This is a genomic window from Actinomadura madurae, assembly GCF_900115095.1.
Lineage (GTDB): Bacteria > Actinomycetota > Actinomycetes > Streptosporangiales > Streptosporangiaceae > Spirillospora > Spirillospora madurae.
Genome location: NZ_FOVH01000011.1, coordinates 203428 through 219145 on the forward strand (window position 1 = coordinate 203428; position 15718 = coordinate 219145).

Genomic DNA, 15718 nt, shown 5'->3' on the forward strand with positions numbered 1-15718 from the left:
TCAGGTCATGCGTTGGCGGGTGCGGGTGATCGCGCGAGGCGGCGTTGCCGTTCGAGGGTGGCCAGGTAGAAGGCCCAGGCGAACGCGAAGCTGGTGAACAGGCTGGAGACGAAGAACAGCCACGGGCGGCCGATGCCGCGCCGGCGGCCGTCGATGATCGTCATGAGCGGCAGCAGGATCACGTTGCCTATCGTGTAGTCCTGGCCGGCGGAGCTCGCGGCGGGGTTGGTGAACATCAGCTCGACGTACTGTGCCCAACTGCCGTCGCCCCAGATCGGATTGACGTTGCCGTCGGCGTACTCGTTCACGAACCGGATGTTGAAGTACCAGCCCACCGCGATGGACGCGATGCCTATGACGTAGTAGACGCACTCCAGTGGCGAGACCGCGGGACCTGTCGCCGGACGGCGGAAGATCTGCGGGTTGGAGGCGACGAGGAACCAGACGACCGCGACGCCCAGGACGGCGTGGACGATGAGCGACACCATTTCGCCAGCGTCACCCCGCCCCGCAGTTTTGTCAATATTGTCGAAACAGGTAGGTTCTGAATCATGGCCAGGTCGGCGCAGACGGCGCGCAGCGAACGCACCCGAGAGGCGCTCCGGCGCGCCGCTCTGGTCCGGTTCCTCGCCCAGGGCGTCGAGGACACCTCGGCCGAGCAGATCGCCGCCGATGCCGGGGTGTCGTTGCGGACCTTCTACCGCCACTTCACGTCCAAGCACGATCTGCTCTTCGCCGACTACGACGCCGGCCTGCACTGGTTCCGCGGCGCTCTGGCCGCGCGTCCGGACGGCGAGCCCATCATCGAGTCGGTGCGGGCGGCCATCTTCGCCTTCCCGTACGACGTGGACGCCGTCACGCAGATCGCCGCGCTGCGGGCCGAGGCCCTCGACCCTGGGCAGATCGTCCGGCACATCCGCCAGGTCGAGTCGGACTTCGCCGAGGCCGTCGCCGAGCGGCTGTCCCGCGGAACGGCCACCGAAGGCGATGCGCCGCTCGGCGAGCGCCTCGCCGTCACGGTGACCGCACGGTGCATCGCCGCCGCGGTCTTCGGGGCCATGGAGGTCTGGATGCTGCGCGACGAGCGGTCCTTGGCCGAGCTGGCCGAGCTGTGCCACTCCGCGCTCTCCTCGATCGAGGGCGGGATGGTCGACGGCATGTTTCGTCACTATTGACGAAACATAGGGCGCGTGCCAGCCTCCTGAGAGGAAGCCAACGGAACCCGGGAGGCGGCGCAATGCGAGACCGCGACGCGATCGTCATCGGCGCGGGGCACAACGGGCTGGCGGCGGCCGCCCTGTTGCAGCAGGCAGGCCTGAACACCGTCTGCCTGGAGTCCAAGCGGTACGCCGGCGGAATGGCCTCCACCGTGGAACTGTTCGACGGCTACAAGTTCGAGATCGCGGGCTCGCTGCAGTTCCCGACGTCCGCGACGGTCAGCCGCGCGCTCGACCTGGACGCGGTGCCCACCATCGACCTGGACGTCATGTCGGTGTCGATGCGGGGCGTCGGTGACGACCCGGTCGTCTACTACGCCGACCCGATGCGGCTGATGACCCACCTGAACGAGGTGCACGGCACCGAGGTCGTCAACGGTATGGCCGAGCTGGTGGCCTGGAGCCAGGCACCGGCCCGGGCACTGGGCCGCTTCGACGCCGGGCTGCCACCGAAGACGCTGGACGAGATGTACGCCTGCGCGACCGATGAGCTAGAGCGGTCCAGCATCACCGACCTTCTGTTCGGATCGGTCACCGACGTCCTCGACCGCTACCTCCCCGACAAGGACAAGCACGGCGCGCTGCGGGGGATGCTCGCCTTCCTCGCGGTCAACACCACGTACCGCGGCCCGGCGACGCCGGGCAGCGCCGCGGCCCTGGCGTTCGGTCTGGCCGTCCCCGACCAGAACGCGGTCTTGATGAAGAAGCCGCGGGGCGGCATCGGAGCGCTCACCGAGCATCTCCAGGACCTCTTCACCTCCGCCGGAGGAGAGCTGCGGCTCCGTACCGAGGTGACGGAGATCCGCATCGCCGATGGCCGCGTGGTGGGTGTCCGAACCCAGGACGGATCCACGCTCGACGCCCCGATCGTCGTCTCCTGCGTCGCCCCCGACTTGACGATCACCCGCCTGGTCTCGCCCGGCGCCGTGTCCGCCGACGTACGCCAGCGGTTCTCACACGTCGACCACCGCGGCAGCTACGTCCAGATGCACTTCGCGTTGGACGGCGCGCCAGAGTTCGCGGCACCCTACGAGCTGCTCAACGACCCTGCGATGCAGGCGGCCATCGGCCTGTTCAGCACGCCGGAGGAACTCCAGCGGCAGTGGGAGGACTGCCGTCGCGGGATCGTGCCGGACGACCCGGCCATCGCGTTCCAGATCCCCTCGGCGCACGACCCCGACCTGGCGCCGCCGGGCAAGCACGCGGCGTCGGCGTTCTCCCTGTGGTTCCCGATCGAGACCGACCACGCCGACTACGCCCGGCTGAAGACCGAGATGGGCCGGCGCGTGATCGACAAGATCAGCCGCCTGGCGCCCGACTTCGCCGACCGCATCACCAAGCACACCACGTTCACGCCACGCCACATGGGCACCATGTTCGCGGCGCCGGGCGGCGACTACTGCCACGGCCTGCTCCACCCCGAGCAGATCGGCCCCAACCGTCCAGGCCCGAACGGCTACGCAGACCAGCCGCTCGGCATCGACGGCCTCTACCTGGGCAGCGCAGGCTGCCACGGCGGCCCGGGGATCACCTTCATCCCCGGCTACAACGCCGCCCGAGCAGCCCTCACGAATAGCTGACCGGCGCCGCCGGAGTGAAATCGGGCCAAGCCAGTCGAACGGCGATCTTGGTGTGTCAGGGGCGTGCGGTGGCCGACGGTCCCACCAAGCCACTGACGCGCAAGCGCGCGCGGGGTGGTTCGGGAGCAGGTGCGTGTGGTAGCGATGGCGAGCATGACCGAGATGCCCGTCCCTTACGCCGGCGATCACAACGGCCCGACGCGGGTCCTGCAACTCCACACGCGCCGCGGGGTGATCGCCAAGGCGAACGTCACCGTCGGTATCGACGGTGCCCACTACCACCAGCGTTGGGGCAGGGCGGCGTTCGAGATCCCGGCGGACAAACCGGTGCACGTGGCCGTGTCACAGGGAAGCGGCCAGATCGGCGTCGCCACCACGGTCCTCACCCCTGAGCAGCCATCTGAGCTGGAGTACCGCGGCCCTGCGGCCCTGTACCTCGCAGGCACCATCGGGGCTCCCGGCACTGTGAAGCAACGAGGCTGCCTCCTCCAACTCGCCATCATCACTCTCGCTCCCCTGACAGCCCTGGCGCTCGTCATCGTGATCGCCACCCTCCTGGCCCGATAACCGCCGACCCCTTGCCGCGCTCTACGCGCATCAGGGCTTTGTCTAAGTACGTCAGGCAGGCGCGCTACGGGTGCTAGCGTGCCCTTCACGTGAAGATGCACGTGCATCTGCACGCCCACACGCACGTGTCGCTGAGCGAGAACCCGCAAGCCCGACGACGTTTCATCAAGGAGATACAGGCCGCCCGCAGCGTCGACCGGTTCTGCACCGCGCAGGTCCTGGACACCGACCTGGAGGGCGACGTCTCCTACGTCGTCACCGAATACATCGACGGCCCTTCCCTGCGAGAGACGATCAGCGAACACGGCCCGATGGCCGGAGGGCAGTTGGAACGGCTCGCGATCGGCACGGCCACCGCACTGGTCGCCATTCACCGGGCAGCGGTGGTCCATCGCGATTTCAAACCCACCAACGTCATCATGGGCCCGGACGGCCCCCGAGTGATCGACTTTGGAATCGCCCGGCTGCTGGACAACGGCCCTTCGTCCACCAGCCAGATGGTGGGCACACCCGCTTACATGGCACCCGAGCAGTTCCGCGGCCACAAAGCGAGCCGACCTGCCGACGTGTTCGGCTGGGCCTGCACCATCACCTACGCCGCCACCGGCGAAACGCCCTTCGGCAGCGACTACATCCCCGCGGTCATCAATCGGATCCTGAACGAACCACCGGACCTGGGCCGACTTGAAGGGCCGCTACGCGAACTGATCGCCTCCTGCCTGTGCAAGGACCCCGCCGCCCGGCCGACCGCGCCCCAGGTTCTCGCGCGCCTCCTTGGCGAGGAAGACCCTCCGCCACCTCCGGTCCTGGCCAGCGTCCCCGGGGCGATACCGCTCCCTCACGACATCGACACCACCAAGCCCAGCATCGCCCGCACCTACGACGTAGTGCTCAACGGCAAGGACAACTTCGAAGTCGACCGGGCCTTCGTCGCCGAGATCTCCAAGATCATCCCCGAGATCTACGACGTGGCCACCTACAACCGGCAGATCCTCGGCCGCGGCGTCCGGCACATGGTCGGGCAGGGCATCAGGCAGTTCCTCGACCTGGGCTCTGGACTGCCGACCGCGCAGAACACCCATCACGTCGCCCAGGCCGCGGCGCCAGATTCAAGGGTCGTTTACGTCGACTGCGACCCGATCGTCCTCAGCCATGGACGAGCACTGCTCGCCGAAAACGACTACACCACCGTGGTGCAAGCCGATATCCGCGAGCCGGAATCCATCTTGATGGACGCCGAGGTCCGCGGCTTCATCGACTTCGATCAACCCGTCGCGATCCTGCTGACCGGCATTCTGCACCACCTCCACGACGATGAAGGCCCCCAGAACATCACAGAGATTCTCATGAAAGCCGTCCCCGCAGGAAGCTACCTGTTCATCACCCATTTCTGCGCCTCCAGCCAAGACGCCGTAGACGCCGAGCAGAAATTCCTCTCGCTGCTGGGCACCGGCCGGTTCCGCACCCTCGAAGAGATCAACGCCTACTTCAACGGCCTTGACCTGCTGGAGCCAGGAATCGTCCCGATCCCGCTATGGCGCCCCGACCGGCCGGCCCCCGACCCCGATGCCCTCAGCATCGGCCAGAAACTCCTCTACGGTGGTATAGCCCGCAAGAATTGATCGCCGCACATGGCGACAGCTCTTCAAGTGACCGCCGCGTCCTCGATCTGTCACCTTCATCTGCCCGCAGGGACACTGCCCTCCCGCTCTTTGCGAAGGAGTAGAGCATTGCGCAGCAGTGAGCTGGCCGCCCTCGCGGGCGTCACCATCCGCACCCTGCGGCACTACCACCAGATCGGGATCCTCGACGAACCTGAGCGCTCGGCCAACGGCTATCGCGACTACGACGTCCACCACCTGGTCCGGCTCCTGCGGATCACCCGCCTGACCGAGCTCGGCCTCCCGCTCGCATCGCTCCCGGAGGTGCTCGACGACCCCCGGGCCGCCGGGGCGCTGCTCGGCGAGCTGGACCGGCGCACGGCCGCCGAGATCGAGCGGCTCACCGACCGGCGGGCGACGATCGCCGGGCTCCGCGGCCACGGCGGGATGCCCGACCTGCCGCCGGACCTGGCGGCCTTCGGGCCCGTCATCAGCGCCATCGCCGACGTCGACGCCGAGCTGGCGCACCGCGAGCGCGAGCAGATCGTCCTGCTGTCCCACCTGCTCGGCGAGGCCGACATGTCCGCACTGGCCGGTGCCCTGGCCGAGCACGACATCTTCACCCCGGCCACCGCGGACCTGGTGCGGCGCTTCGCCGAGCTCGGTCCGGACACCCCGCACGAGGCCGTCGAGCGGCTCGCCGACGACATGGCGGCGCACTACCGGCCCCTCCTGGAGAACTGGCCCGAGATCGAGTTCGGCGCCGATGTCACCTCGGCGCTCGCCGCCTATGGCGAGCACATCCTCAACGACCAGCAGCACCGCGCGAACCAGATGTTCGCAGAGCGGGTGATCGACGGACGGCGAGCGGGAACGTAGCGGGGCACTCCATGTCGCCGCGAGCCACGGCGGGCTCGGTTGACCCCGACGCGACGTCATGGTTTTGGCTGTCAACCCATGCTGTCCGCGGGTGTCGTCACCCCGACGATGGGAGAAAGCACGTGCGCTTTCGCAAGAGCTCGGCCGTCGCCATGGGGGCCGCGGCGCTGACGCTGCCGCTCGGTGCCTGCGCCGGGCAGGTCGGCGGGCAGGCAGGACTGGCCGGCGCCGGCCGGGACGCTTCGGAGCCGGCCCGCTCCGTCGCCGGCCTGGAGCACTTCTACGGGCAGAAGCCGGCGTTCGAGCCGTGCGATCCGGGACTGCCGCCGGGCGTGCCGGCCGTCACGGCCGAGTGCGCGCGACTCAAGGTGCCGCTCGACTACCGGAACCCGAACGGCGAGCGGGCGGAGATCGCGCTGCTGCGCGTGCCCGCGCGCGGCGAGAAGCCGATCGGGTCGCTCGTGCTGAACCCGGGCGGTCCCGGCTTCCCCGGTACGGGACACGCGGCCCTGACCGCCGCCGCGTGGGCGAACTCGCCGATCACCGAGCGCTTCGACCTGGTCGGGTTCGACCCGCGCGGCGTCGGCGCCTCCAAGCCGGTGCTCGACTGCTACACCGACGCCGAGCGCGACCGCGGCGCGAAGCTCTCCTCGATCCCCGCCGGGATCGATGACTGGACCCGGCAGGAGACCCGCCGGCTCGTCGAGCGGTGCGCCGCGCGCTCCGGCGGCAAGCAGGTGCTCGCGCACGTGGGCACCCGCGATGTCGCTCGGGACATGGACGTGCTGCGCCATGCCCTGGGTGATGAGAAGCTCTCGTTCGCGGGCACAAGCTACGGCACCCGGCTCGGTGCCGTATATGCGGAGATGTTCCCGAAGAAGGTCCGCGCGATGGTGCTCGACGGGGCGTTCGACCCGCTGGCGGGCACCCACGAGCGGCGCGTCCAGCAGTTCACCGGGCTGCAGGCCTCGTTCGAGCGCATGGCCGCGTCGTGCGCCACCCGGCAGGACTGCTCGCTCGGCACCGACTCCAGGCGCGCCACCCAGGAGTTCCAGAAGCTCGTCCGGCCACTGATCGACAAGCCCGCGCGGACCTCCGACGGACGCGGGCTGACGTTCGAGCAGGCGGTCGAGGGGGTAACGGCCGCGCTGTACAGCAAGACGGTCTGGCCCACGGCGATCGCGGGCATGGCGGAGCTGAAGGCCGGAAAGGGCGACACCCTGCTGAAGCTGCGCGACGGCTACCACGAGCGAACGCCCGCCGGTATCTACTCCAACTCGCTTGAGGCGACCCTGGCGATCAACTGCCTGGACGAGGAACGCCACACGCCGAAGCAAGAGACCGCACTGAACCGGGCGGCGTTCGAGGCGGCACCGTTCACCGACCACGGCCGCCCGATCAAGGAGGCGCGCGACGGCTGCGAGCACTGGCCCATCAAGCCGACGCTCGGCTATCCGTACGCGACGGGCATCGAGGGCCTGGCCGACACGCTCACGCTCTCCGTCACGGGCGACGCCATAACACCGCACAAGGGCGGCATCAACCTGGCCAAGACGCTCGGCGGCAGCCTGCTCACCGTCGAGGGCGAGCAGCACGGCGCCCTCCTGGCCGGTAGCGCCTGTGTCGACAAGGCCGTGGCCGCATACCTCATCGACCTCGAATCCCCGGCCGAAGGCGCCCGGTGCAAGCTCTGACCCGGGTACCGGCACGCCGGGCACGCCTTCAAATGACCGCGGGTGGATGCTCACGTCAGGGTGCCTTCGGACGGAAGGCACCCTGACTGCGCGCGGGGCCTTGGCGATCAAGGCGTGAGTGGGTGGGCTGGATCACTGGGGCCCGCCTCCGGGCGCCATTGGTCGTGGCTGAGCAGTGCCTCGGACAGGGCGGCGGCGTAGGTCGGGAGGGAGAGGCTTGTCGCTGGGAGCGGCCAGACGACCGAGGTTCGCCATGCCAGCTGGAGGTCGTCGATCGGCAGCCAGACGAGATCGCCGGAGAGGTCCATGCCCGGCTGCCTGATGGCGATGGAGTTCTCGGTGGTGAGCAGCGCGCTGAGCAGGCGCGTGACCGGCATCTCGGTGCTTGGACGCAGGCCGTGCGCGGCGAGGGCGGCGAGCGTTTCGTCGTGGAGTCCGGGCGCCATCGGGCGGGGGAAGAGGACGATCGGGTAGTCGGCGAGATCGGCGGCGCGCAGCGCGTCCCGCCGGGCCAGCGGATGGTCGCGGCCCATGAACGCTCCCGCCGGGGTCCGCAGCGGCGGCTCGACGTGCAGACCGGACTCGGGAAAGGGATGCCGGAGCAGTCCGATATCGAGCTTGCCCTGGTCCAACGCGTCGAGCTGTTCGCCGGTGGAGGCCTCGACGATCTCGACCCTGGCCAGGTTCGCGCGGCGCACGGCGGTGGTGAACCCCCGCACCGCGGCGGCGGTGGTGTCCGGGGTGATCGCGACTCGGAGCGGGGCGGCGGGGCGGGCTCGGAGCTTGCGGGCGACGCGCTGGGCCTCGCCGAACGCCTCCACGGCCTTGCGGGCGCTGGGCAGCAGGGCCCGGCCGGCCGGGGTGAGCGCGACGCCGCGTGGCGAGCGCGTGAACAGCGGGGTTCCGATCTCCCGTTCGAGGTCCTTGATCCGCGCTGAGAGCGGTGGCTGGCTCATGTGCAGCGCGCGGGCGGCACGACCGAAGTGAAGCTCGTCGGCAACGGCGAGGAAGTAGCGCAAGTGCCGGATCTCCACCCGCTCACGATACCAGTTTGGTATCGCCGCGTCGCGAAAACGGTGTTGGACCTGCGATAACGCGCCGGGATTCCATACAGGAACCGAACATCGGGCGAACACGGCGGAGGTCACGTGCTGACAAGTGAACCGGATCGGACCGACGCGGTCGGTGGTCGCCCGAAGGCGGGCTTCGCCTACAGCCACCGCCACGACGACGTCGAGATCGTGGTGATGAACCGGCCTGAGAAGCTCAACGCCTGGACCGAGGCGATGCGCGACGATCTCGCCGAGATCCTGGTGCGGGCACGGGACGACGACTCGGTCGGCGCCATCGTGCTGACCGGCTCCGGGCGCGGATTCTGCGCGGGACAGGATCTCGCCGAGACCCGGACCTTCGCGGCCGCCGACCCGGCGCGGGCGGAGGCATGGCTGAGGCGGATCGCGGCGTTCTACGACGTGATCCGCGAGACGGACAAACCGACCGTGGCCGCGATCAACGGCGTCGCCGCGGGGTCGGGCTTCCAGGTGACGCTCCTGATGGACGTCCGCGTGGCGCACGCGACCGCGATGCTGGGCCAGCCCGAGGTCAGCTCCGGCATCCCCAGCATCACCGGCACCTACCTGATGGCGCAGGCGCTCGGGTTGTCCCGCACGACGGAACTGGTGCTGTCCGGGCGGCTGATGAGCGCGGACGAGGCGCACGCCGCCGGCGTCGTCCACGACGTCGTGACCACGGGCGACGTCGTGGACGTGGCGATCCTGCGCGCGCAGCGGCTGGCCCGGCAGCCGGCCGGTGCCGTGGCCCGGACCAAGGCGTGGCTGCGCGCGATGACGGAGCGCTCCTACCGGGACGCCTTCACCCACGCGCTCCACGCCCACCGCGACGCCTACGCCTCCGGCGAACCGCAGAGGGAAATGAGCCGGTTCCTCGAAACACGGGCCACGGCACCGGCCGCCGACGTCACGGAGGGACGCTGATGCCGCACCCCACCACCGGGACGGCCCACTGGGACGAGGTGCCGGAGAAGTACAACATCGCCCTCGACGTCAGCACGCGGCACTCGCCCGAAGCGCTTTCGATGATCTGGCGCGACGACGCCGGCGCGACCCGCCGCGTCACGTGGCGCTGGATGCGAGCGCGCGCCGCACGGTTCGGCACCTTCTTCCGCGACCGCGGCGTGCGACCGGGAGACCGCGTCGCGCTGGTCCTGCCGGCGTCGCCGGACACCGCCGCCGCCGTGCTCGGCGCGCTGCGCATCGGCGCGGTCGTGGTGATGGCCGGCACGCTGTGGGGAGAGGAGGCACTGGCCTTCCGGCTCGACGACAGCGCGCCGGCCCTGACGCTCACCACGCCCGAGCGGCTCGCCGCGTTCGAGGCGTCCGGGACGGGCCACCTGATCGCATTGACGCCGCGGCTGCTCGACGGTGTGCCGGAGGAGTGCGAGCCGGAGGTCACCCGGGCGGACGACCCCGCCGTGATCTACTACACCTCCGGCACGTCCGGGCCGCCGAAAGGCGTCGTCCACGCGCACCGCTGGCTGCCGGGCCACAACGAGTTCACCGTCTGCCACCAGCTCAGGCCGGGCGAGCTCTTCCACGGGGCGGGAGACTGGGCCTGGTCCCTGGCGAAGCTGCTGGGTCCCTGGCGGCACGGGGCCGTGCCGTTCGTCTTCCACCAGCCGGGCCGCTTCGACCCGGTGGCGCTGTTCGAGGCCATGGCCGCCGAAGGCGTCGGCAACATGCTGCTCAACCCCACGATGCTGCGCCGCCTGCGCGCGGTTCTACCGGAGGCCGGGAAGCAGATCCCGCTGCGCCCGCGCCGGGCCTACAGCTCGTCCGAGCCGCTGCCCGCCGACCTGGCCCGCTGGTTCACCGAACAGTTCCATGTCCCGCTGTACGACTACTACGGGCTCACCGAGTCCTACCCGATGATCGGCGTGCTGCCCGGCACCACGGCGCCGAGCGGCTCGATGGGACGGGCCCTGCCGGGCTGGCAGGTCGCGGTGCTGGACGACCGGGACCGCCCGGTCCCGCCCGGAACCCCCGGCCAGATATGCCTTCGAGCACGGACCAACCCGCAATACCCGCTGGGCTACTGGAACCGTCCGGCGGACACCCGTGCCGTCTTCGAGGGCGAGTGGTTCCGCACCGGTGATACCGCCACCCAGGACGACCGGGGCAACTTCTACTTCCTCGGCCGCAGCGACGACGTGATCATCTCGTCGGGCTACCGGATCGGCCCCTACGACCTGGAGGCCGTCCTCGACACCCACCCCGCCGTCGCCGAGTCCGCCGTCGTGGGCGACCCCGACCCCGACCGCGGGCAGATCGTGCACGCCTTCATCGTGCTCGCCGACGGGCACCGTCCCTCGCCGCGGCTCACGGCGAGCATCCAGGAGCACGTCCGGACCGTGCATTCGCGCTTCGCCTACCCGCGCCGCGTCGACTACGTCGACGCGCTGCCGCGCTCCACCACCCACAAGATCCAGCGCGCCGCGCTTCGCGCCGGACGCTGACGGACGAAAGGCCCGGTCATGACCACGTACGTGACCCCCGCCACCCGTCGCTCGGCGGTACGCGCCGCCGGCATCGGCAACTTTGTCGAGTGGTACGACTTCGCCCTGTACGGCTACTTCGCGACCACCATCGCCACCCAGTTCTTCCCCGGCCACGACCCGACCGCCCGGCTGCTGTCCACCTTCGCGGTCTTCGCCGTCGGCTTCGCCATCCGCCCCGTCGGCGGCGTCGTGTTCGGCCACCTCGGCGACCGGCTCGGCCGCCGCACCGCGCTCACCCTCGCGGTGGTGCTGATGAGCGTCGCCACCCTGGGCATCGGCCTGCTGCCCGGCTACGCGACCGTCGGGCTCCTCGCGCCCGCCCTCCTCCTGGTCTGCCGCCTGGCCCAGGGCTTCTCCGCGGGAGGCGAGCAGGTCGGCGCCAACACCTTCATCATCGAGTACGCCCCCGACGGTCAGCGCGGCCGCTACGCCGCGACCATCCCGATCTGGGTCGCCGCCGGCACCATCACCGCGGCCGTGTTCGCCTTCGCCGCCGGGCAGGCGCTGCCCGAGGCGTGGGGCTGGCGCGTCCCCTTCCTGCTCGCCGCACCGCTCGGCCTGATCGGCCTGTATCTGCGGCTGAGAATCGAGGACAGTCCCGAGTTCCGCGCCGTCGAGGAGGCCGGCGAGATCGAACAGGCCCCCCTGCTGGAGGCGCTGCGCACCTCCAAGCTGCGCATGCTGCTGCTCTTCGGATGGGCCATCACCAACGCGGTCGGCTTCTACCTGATGGCCGGCTACACCACCAGCTACATCACCTCCGAACTCGGACGCTCCGACGCCACGGCTCTGATCTCCTCCAGCCTCGCCCTCGTCGCGTTCGCCGTATCGGCGGGCATCGGCGGCCGGCTGTCCGATCGCCACGGCCGCGTGCCCGTCGCCGCGACCGCCGCCGTCGCGCTCGCCGTCGTCGCGGTGCCGGCCTTCGACCTCGTCCGCGGAGACCATCTCGCGGGCGTCCTGCTCGGACAGGCACTGATCGGCCTGTGCCTGGGCCCCATCTCGTGCACCACGTGCCTGCTCACCGTGGAGCTGTTCGCCCCTCGCATCCGCTACAGCGCGAGCGCCCTGTCGTTCAACCTGTGCTACACCGCCTTCGGCGGCACCGCCGCCTACGTCGCGACCTGGCTCGTGTCCACCACCGGCGCACAGCTCTCCCCTGCGATCTACCTCGCGACGGTCGCCGTGATCAGCACGGTCACGGCCGTGGGCGGGCTGTCCCGTGTGCTGCCCGCTCGTTCCGTCCGGCCGCTGTCCGGCCCCGCGCCCACGACGGCGGCGCCGCAGACCCCCAGATCCTGACCGGGACCCCAGCCGATCCGTCCAGAGAAGGGCAGACCATGACACTCGAACCCCGGCCATCGGTGGTACCACGACACCGCGGCAGCCACGGCGTCGACATCGGAGTGATCTTGATGGACACCGACGCGCCCCGCGCGGTCGGCGACGTCGGCAACGCCCGCACCTTCGACTTCCCCGTCGGGTACACCACCGCCGGAGGAGCAGATACCGAGCGCGTCGTCGAACACAACGCCGCCGGCCTCCTGGACACCTTCCTCGCCGCCGGGGACGAACTCGTCTCACAAGGCGCACGGGCCATCGGCACCTCCTGCGGATTCGTCGCCATCCACCAGGCACAGATGGCAGCGCGGTCAGAGGCCTTGGTCGCCACCTCCGCCTTGCTGCAGATCCCCCTGGTGCTGCAGATGCTCGCCCCCGACGACCGCCTCGGCGTCGTCACCGCGAACGCCCGGACGCTGTCCGGAGACCATCTGAAAGCCGTCGGCATCGACGAGACCGTGTCCAAGCGGCTCACGATGATCGGCCTGGAGGACACGGAGCACTTCTATCCCGTCATGGTCGGCGGCCACGGCCCGCTCAACCTCGACATCGCCGAGCAGGAGGTACTGACCGCCGTCCGCGACGGCCTCGCCGAAGACCCCGCCATCAAGGCGATCGTCCTGGAATGCACCAACCTTCCTCCTTACGCGGAGGCCATCCGAGCAACCACTGGACTCCCGGTATGGGACGTGACGACCCTGCTGCGCTGGCTCCAACTCGGCCTCCACCCATAAGGCCGCCCCCACCGCCGCCGCGGCCGCTCGGCCCCGCGTTCGGCTGGGCCGGGCACTACATAGAGCACCCGGAGCGAGTGCCCGGTGACCTGCGGGTGCGTCCTCATCAGGCAGGGCGGCCAGGCGACCGGTCTCGAGGCTGACGCTGGGGGCGCTCGAGCAACAGGAAACGCTGAGGAAACATGCGTGGCTGCATTAATGGGGGATCGTCGGTGGTTCGCCCGCGAATCGGTCTCTACTTCAGTCTGGAGGTAATCGTGCAACTGCCAGCATCGCTCAAGGCCGTCGGTGTTTCCGCTTTTGCACTGGTCACCGTGTTCAGCACACCGGCCAGTGCCGAGACGATATATACCGAGAACGCGCACAACCCGGGCGGGAAGGTTCCCTGCATCGACTACAGCTTCGTGGCCGTCGACGCCTCGGACCTGCCCACCCAAACAGGTGACCAGGTCAGGATGCAAGCGTGTTTCGAGCGCGGTGGCGACAAGTTCTGGATACGGGACACTTCGGCGGACGGCTACCACCCGGCGCTCTACGGGTACTTCCGTGGCGGGCCGGACAGAAAGTTCTGGTGCCACAACTACAAAGGGGCGGGATCTGGCTGGAAAGTGTGCACGGGATTTCACGATAAAATCCCGGAGAACAAGAATATCACTCTGATACCACAGCTTTTCGATGGCGATAAGTGGATCACATCGGGGTGGGTGCGCGAGGTCAGCACCGGATGACCGCATCATCGTCCAGCGGAAGGATGGTCGAGACAGTGAAGCGGGTTCTTACGGTCGTCATCGCCTGTTCGCTGCTGGTCGCCGGGTCGGCCGCTACGGCATCCGCGACCACATCTGTAGCCAATGTCAGCATCTATACGACCGATGGCCGGTCCGGCGGCGGTCTCGGGTTCTCCCCTCGCGGGGACGTCATCACGGTGTGCGACGTGCAGTCGGACGGTAAGCGCGCCGTCGGCTATGTGCGCAATCCCGATGGCACCAGGCGTTACAAGCTCTTCGACCGGAACAACGACGGCAAGTGCACGACTCACCGGGCCTCCGAGGGGCAGCCGTACAACCTCAACGAGAACAAGACCTACCGGTTCGAGATCTGCCTGGACGACGACCCCGGCGCCGACCAGTTCTGCAACCACGAGTACATCGAGGCCGGCGGCTGACGAGCCGTCACCGCGAAAGAGGAGTAATGGTCATCTTGAGTCGCGTCCGCACCATCCTCACCGCCACCGCTGCCGCCGCCGTCGTCATGTCGTCGTTCTTCCCGGGTGTGGCTCAGGCGGGGCAGAACGCCGGCGCTTGCACCAGGGCGTCCGGCTCGCACGCCAAGTGCGCCGGGAGCGCGAAATTCCAGGCCAAGGGTGAGCACTTCTTCCTGACCGACAACGCGGCCGATGGCGCCGGGGTATTTCTGCAGATCACAGTCGATGGCGTGGTCCTCACCCCCAACAAGAAGAACACGAAGGGCGCGGGTACCACGATCGACTTCAACTCCTCGTGGCCGGAAGGCCTCAAGGTCGAATTCGTCGTGTGCCTCACCGACGATGGCGTCGTCCTCTCGAAGACCTGCAACGGCGGCACCGGGGTGTCGTGACCGCCAGATGGCCATGTCGTCCCTCGGGTGCTTCATCGACGGCGACGTCCGGTCCAGTTCCGGCGACGACCGTGCTGGCCGTCGTTGAGCGGTGGATCGGGGCACGCCTGCACGTCTGATCCGTGCGAGGCAGGGGCTCGCTAGCACCGGCGGGTAGCGTTTGAGCAGCTGAGATGCGGGGGATGCCCGGTTACCACCGAATTCGTCCGTAGCGGGGGATGGTTGACGTGGGCGAGCAATCGCCGGAGGAAGCCGGTGGCCGAATTCCCCGGCATGTGCTGCTCACGGCCGCGCGGCTTTTCTCTGAAGTGGGATATGACGAGACCACGACGCAGCTCATCGCCGATGCGTGCGGCATCGACGCCTCCGTGGTCCGCGACGCCTACGGGGGCAAGCGCGGCGCGTACCTGGCCGTCATGGAGCAGTTGACCCAGGAGCGGATGGAACACCTGGCCCCCGTCCGCGCCGCTTTCACCCCTGATGCTGAGGGGCTGATCCGGCTGATCGACCGGAACCTGGACTACGCCCTGGAACATGAGGAGCTTCCGTCGATATGGGTGCACCGGTGGATGGCCGACGCCACAGACTTCCCCGATCTGGAGGAGCGGTATGGCCTGCCTCCATTCCGGATGATCAACGACATGGTGGCCCAGGCCGTCGACGGTGACGTGGATCCGGAATTGTTCACATGGCATGTGGCCTGGCTCATCAGTGGATTCGTCAGGGGCGGCTTCGTCGGCGCGGACGGCGTCCGCCGGCATGCCGACGACCCGGACGCCCTGCGTCGCTTCAAACTCTTCATGCACCAGATGGCCCGGCGAGCGGCAGCCCGCTGACGGGCGTAGCGCTCGGCGTAGCGGCTCTATGACACGTCCGACCTGGGCGTCTTGAGGCCAGGGGTGCCGTTGACAGGCGTCGCGGTGTCGTGGCATTTT

Annotated in this window: 16 protein-coding genes; 14 read left to right on the top strand and 2 right to left on the bottom strand. The window is 69.2% G+C overall.

Features of this window, described 5'->3' with window-relative positions; all coding sequences use genetic code 11:
* Window positions 1-5: 5 nt before the first annotated feature.
* Complete coding sequence (locus BM339_RS28685; protein ID WP_021591788.1) at window positions 6-488, bottom strand: DUF2834 domain-containing protein; 483 nt, start codon at window positions 486-488, stop codon at window positions 6-8.
* Between the two features lie 63 nt (window positions 489-551).
* Here BM339_RS28685 and BM339_RS28690 point away from each other — a divergent pair, with 63 nt between their 5' ends.
* The 6 genes from BM339_RS28690 to BM339_RS28720 all read left to right on the top strand — a co-directional run bounded on the left by BM339_RS28690 (window position 552) and on the right by BM339_RS28720 (window position 7538).
* A complete protein-coding gene (locus BM339_RS28690; RefSeq protein ID WP_021591789.1) occupies window positions 552-1175 on the top strand; it encodes a TetR/AcrR family transcriptional regulator in 624 nt (207 codons plus the stop codon).
* A gap of 62 nt (window positions 1176-1237) precedes the next feature.
* Window positions 1238-2797, top strand: a complete 1560-nt coding sequence (locus tag BM339_RS28695) for a phytoene desaturase family protein (protein WP_075022856.1) — start codon at window positions 1238-1240, stop codon at window positions 2795-2797.
* A gap of 153 nt (window positions 2798-2950) precedes the next feature.
* The gene (locus tag BM339_RS28700) at window positions 2951-3364 is read left to right on the top strand and encodes a hypothetical protein (RefSeq protein WP_143118634.1); all 414 of its coding nucleotides are present in this window, start codon (window positions 2951-2953) and stop codon (window positions 3362-3364) included.
* A 95-nt stretch (window positions 3365-3459) separates the two neighbouring features.
* Entirely contained in the window at window positions 3460-4986 is a 1527-nt protein-coding gene (locus BM339_RS47960; protein ID WP_256255505.1) for an SAM-dependent methyltransferase, read from the top strand.
* A 108-nt stretch (window positions 4987-5094) separates the two neighbouring features.
* On the top strand, window positions 5095-5844 hold the full coding sequence (locus BM339_RS28715; RefSeq protein ID WP_075022857.1) for a MerR family transcriptional regulator: 750 nt from the start codon (window positions 5095-5097) through the stop codon (window positions 5842-5844).
* Window positions 5845-5966: 122 nt separating this feature from the next.
* Window positions 5967-7538 (top strand): alpha/beta hydrolase, encoded by a 1572-nt coding sequence (locus tag BM339_RS28720; protein WP_256255492.1) that lies wholly within the window; start codon window positions 5967-5969, stop codon window positions 7536-7538.
* 107 nt (window positions 7539-7645) lie between these two features.
* Here the strand turns inward: BM339_RS28720 and BM339_RS50115 are convergent, their stop codons facing one another.
* Entirely contained in the window at window positions 7646-8572 is a 927-nt protein-coding gene (locus tag BM339_RS50115) for a LysR family transcriptional regulator (protein WP_075022858.1), read from the bottom strand.
* A 114-nt stretch (window positions 8573-8686) separates the two neighbouring features.
* Between BM339_RS50115 and BM339_RS28730 the strand changes: the two genes are divergently transcribed.
* The 8 genes from BM339_RS28730 (at window position 8687) to BM339_RS28765 (ending at window position 15619) form a co-directional block, all read left to right on the top strand.
* Window positions 8687-9532, top strand: a complete 846-nt coding sequence (locus BM339_RS28730; protein WP_256255493.1) for an enoyl-CoA hydratase/isomerase family protein — start codon at window positions 8687-8689, stop codon at window positions 9530-9532.
* Entirely contained in the window at window positions 9532-11070 is a 1539-nt protein-coding gene (locus BM339_RS28735; protein ID WP_021591797.1) for an acetate--CoA ligase, read from the top strand. The genes BM339_RS28730 and BM339_RS28735 overlap by 1 nt, the downstream gene beginning before the upstream one ends.
* Before the next feature lie 18 nt (window positions 11071-11088).
* Window positions 11089-12414, top strand: a complete 1326-nt coding sequence (locus tag BM339_RS28740) for an MFS transporter (protein WP_075022859.1) — start codon at window positions 11089-11091, stop codon at window positions 12412-12414.
* A 38-nt stretch (window positions 12415-12452) separates the two neighbouring features.
* Window positions 12453-13187: an aspartate/glutamate racemase family protein gene (locus BM339_RS28745; RefSeq protein WP_075022860.1), complete on the top strand. Its 735-nt coding sequence runs from the start codon at window positions 12453-12455 to the stop codon at window positions 13185-13187.
* A gap of 257 nt (window positions 13188-13444) precedes the next feature.
* The gene (locus tag BM339_RS28750; protein WP_143118635.1) at window positions 13445-13915 is read left to right on the top strand and encodes a hypothetical protein; all 471 of its coding nucleotides are present in this window, start codon (window positions 13445-13447) and stop codon (window positions 13913-13915) included.
* 23 nt (window positions 13916-13938) lie between these two features.
* The gene (locus tag BM339_RS48950) at window positions 13939-14352 is read left to right on the top strand and encodes a hypothetical protein (RefSeq protein ID WP_143118636.1); all 414 of its coding nucleotides are present in this window, start codon (window positions 13939-13941) and stop codon (window positions 14350-14352) included.
* A gap of 26 nt (window positions 14353-14378) precedes the next feature.
* Window positions 14379-14783 carry a hypothetical protein gene (locus BM339_RS28760; protein ID WP_075022862.1) on the top strand — a complete coding sequence of 135 codons (405 nt, stop codon included), beginning with the start codon at window positions 14379-14381 and terminating at the stop codon, window positions 14781-14783.
* Between the two features lie 227 nt (window positions 14784-15010).
* On the top strand, window positions 15011-15619 hold the full coding sequence (locus BM339_RS28765; RefSeq protein ID WP_161790998.1) for a TetR/AcrR family transcriptional regulator: 609 nt from the start codon (window positions 15011-15013) through the stop codon (window positions 15617-15619).
* Window positions 15620-15718 lie beyond the last annotated feature (99 nt).

What these genes read in the sequence shown, in the direction of transcription:
- BM339_RS28735 (WP_021591797.1), top strand. Translation starts at nt 9,532, where the DNA reads ATGCCGCACCCCACCACCGGGACGGCCCACTGGGACGAGGTGCCGGAG.
- BM339_RS28700 (WP_143118634.1), top strand. Translation starts at nt 2,951, where the DNA reads ATGACCGAGATGCCCGTCCCTTACGCCGGCGATCACAACGGCCCGACG.
- BM339_RS28740 (WP_075022859.1), top strand. Translation starts at nt 11,089, where the DNA reads ATGACCACGTACGTGACCCCCGCCACCCGTCGCTCGGCGGTACGCGCC.
- BM339_RS28745 (WP_075022860.1), top strand. Translation starts at nt 12,453, where the DNA reads ATGACACTCGAACCCCGGCCATCGGTGGTACCACGACACCGCGGCAGC.
- BM339_RS47960 (WP_256255505.1), top strand. Translation starts at nt 3,460, where the DNA reads ATGCACGTGCATCTGCACGCCCACACGCACGTGTCGCTGAGCGAGAAC.
- BM339_RS28760 (WP_075022862.1), top strand. Translation starts at nt 14,379, where the DNA reads ATGGTCATCTTGAGTCGCGTCCGCACCATCCTCACCGCCACCGCTGCC.
- BM339_RS28685 (WP_021591788.1), bottom strand. Translation starts at nt 488, where the DNA reads ATGGTGTCGCTCATCGTCCACGCCGTCCTGGGCGTCGCGGTCGTCTGG.
- BM339_RS28695 (WP_075022856.1), top strand. Translation starts at nt 1,238, where the DNA reads ATGCGAGACCGCGACGCGATCGTCATCGGCGCGGGGCACAACGGGCTG.
- BM339_RS48950 (WP_143118636.1), top strand. Translation starts at nt 13,939, where the DNA reads ATGGTCGAGACAGTGAAGCGGGTTCTTACGGTCGTCATCGCCTGTTCG.
- BM339_RS28690 (WP_021591789.1), top strand. Translation starts at nt 552, where the DNA reads ATGGCCAGGTCGGCGCAGACGGCGCGCAGCGAACGCACCCGAGAGGCG.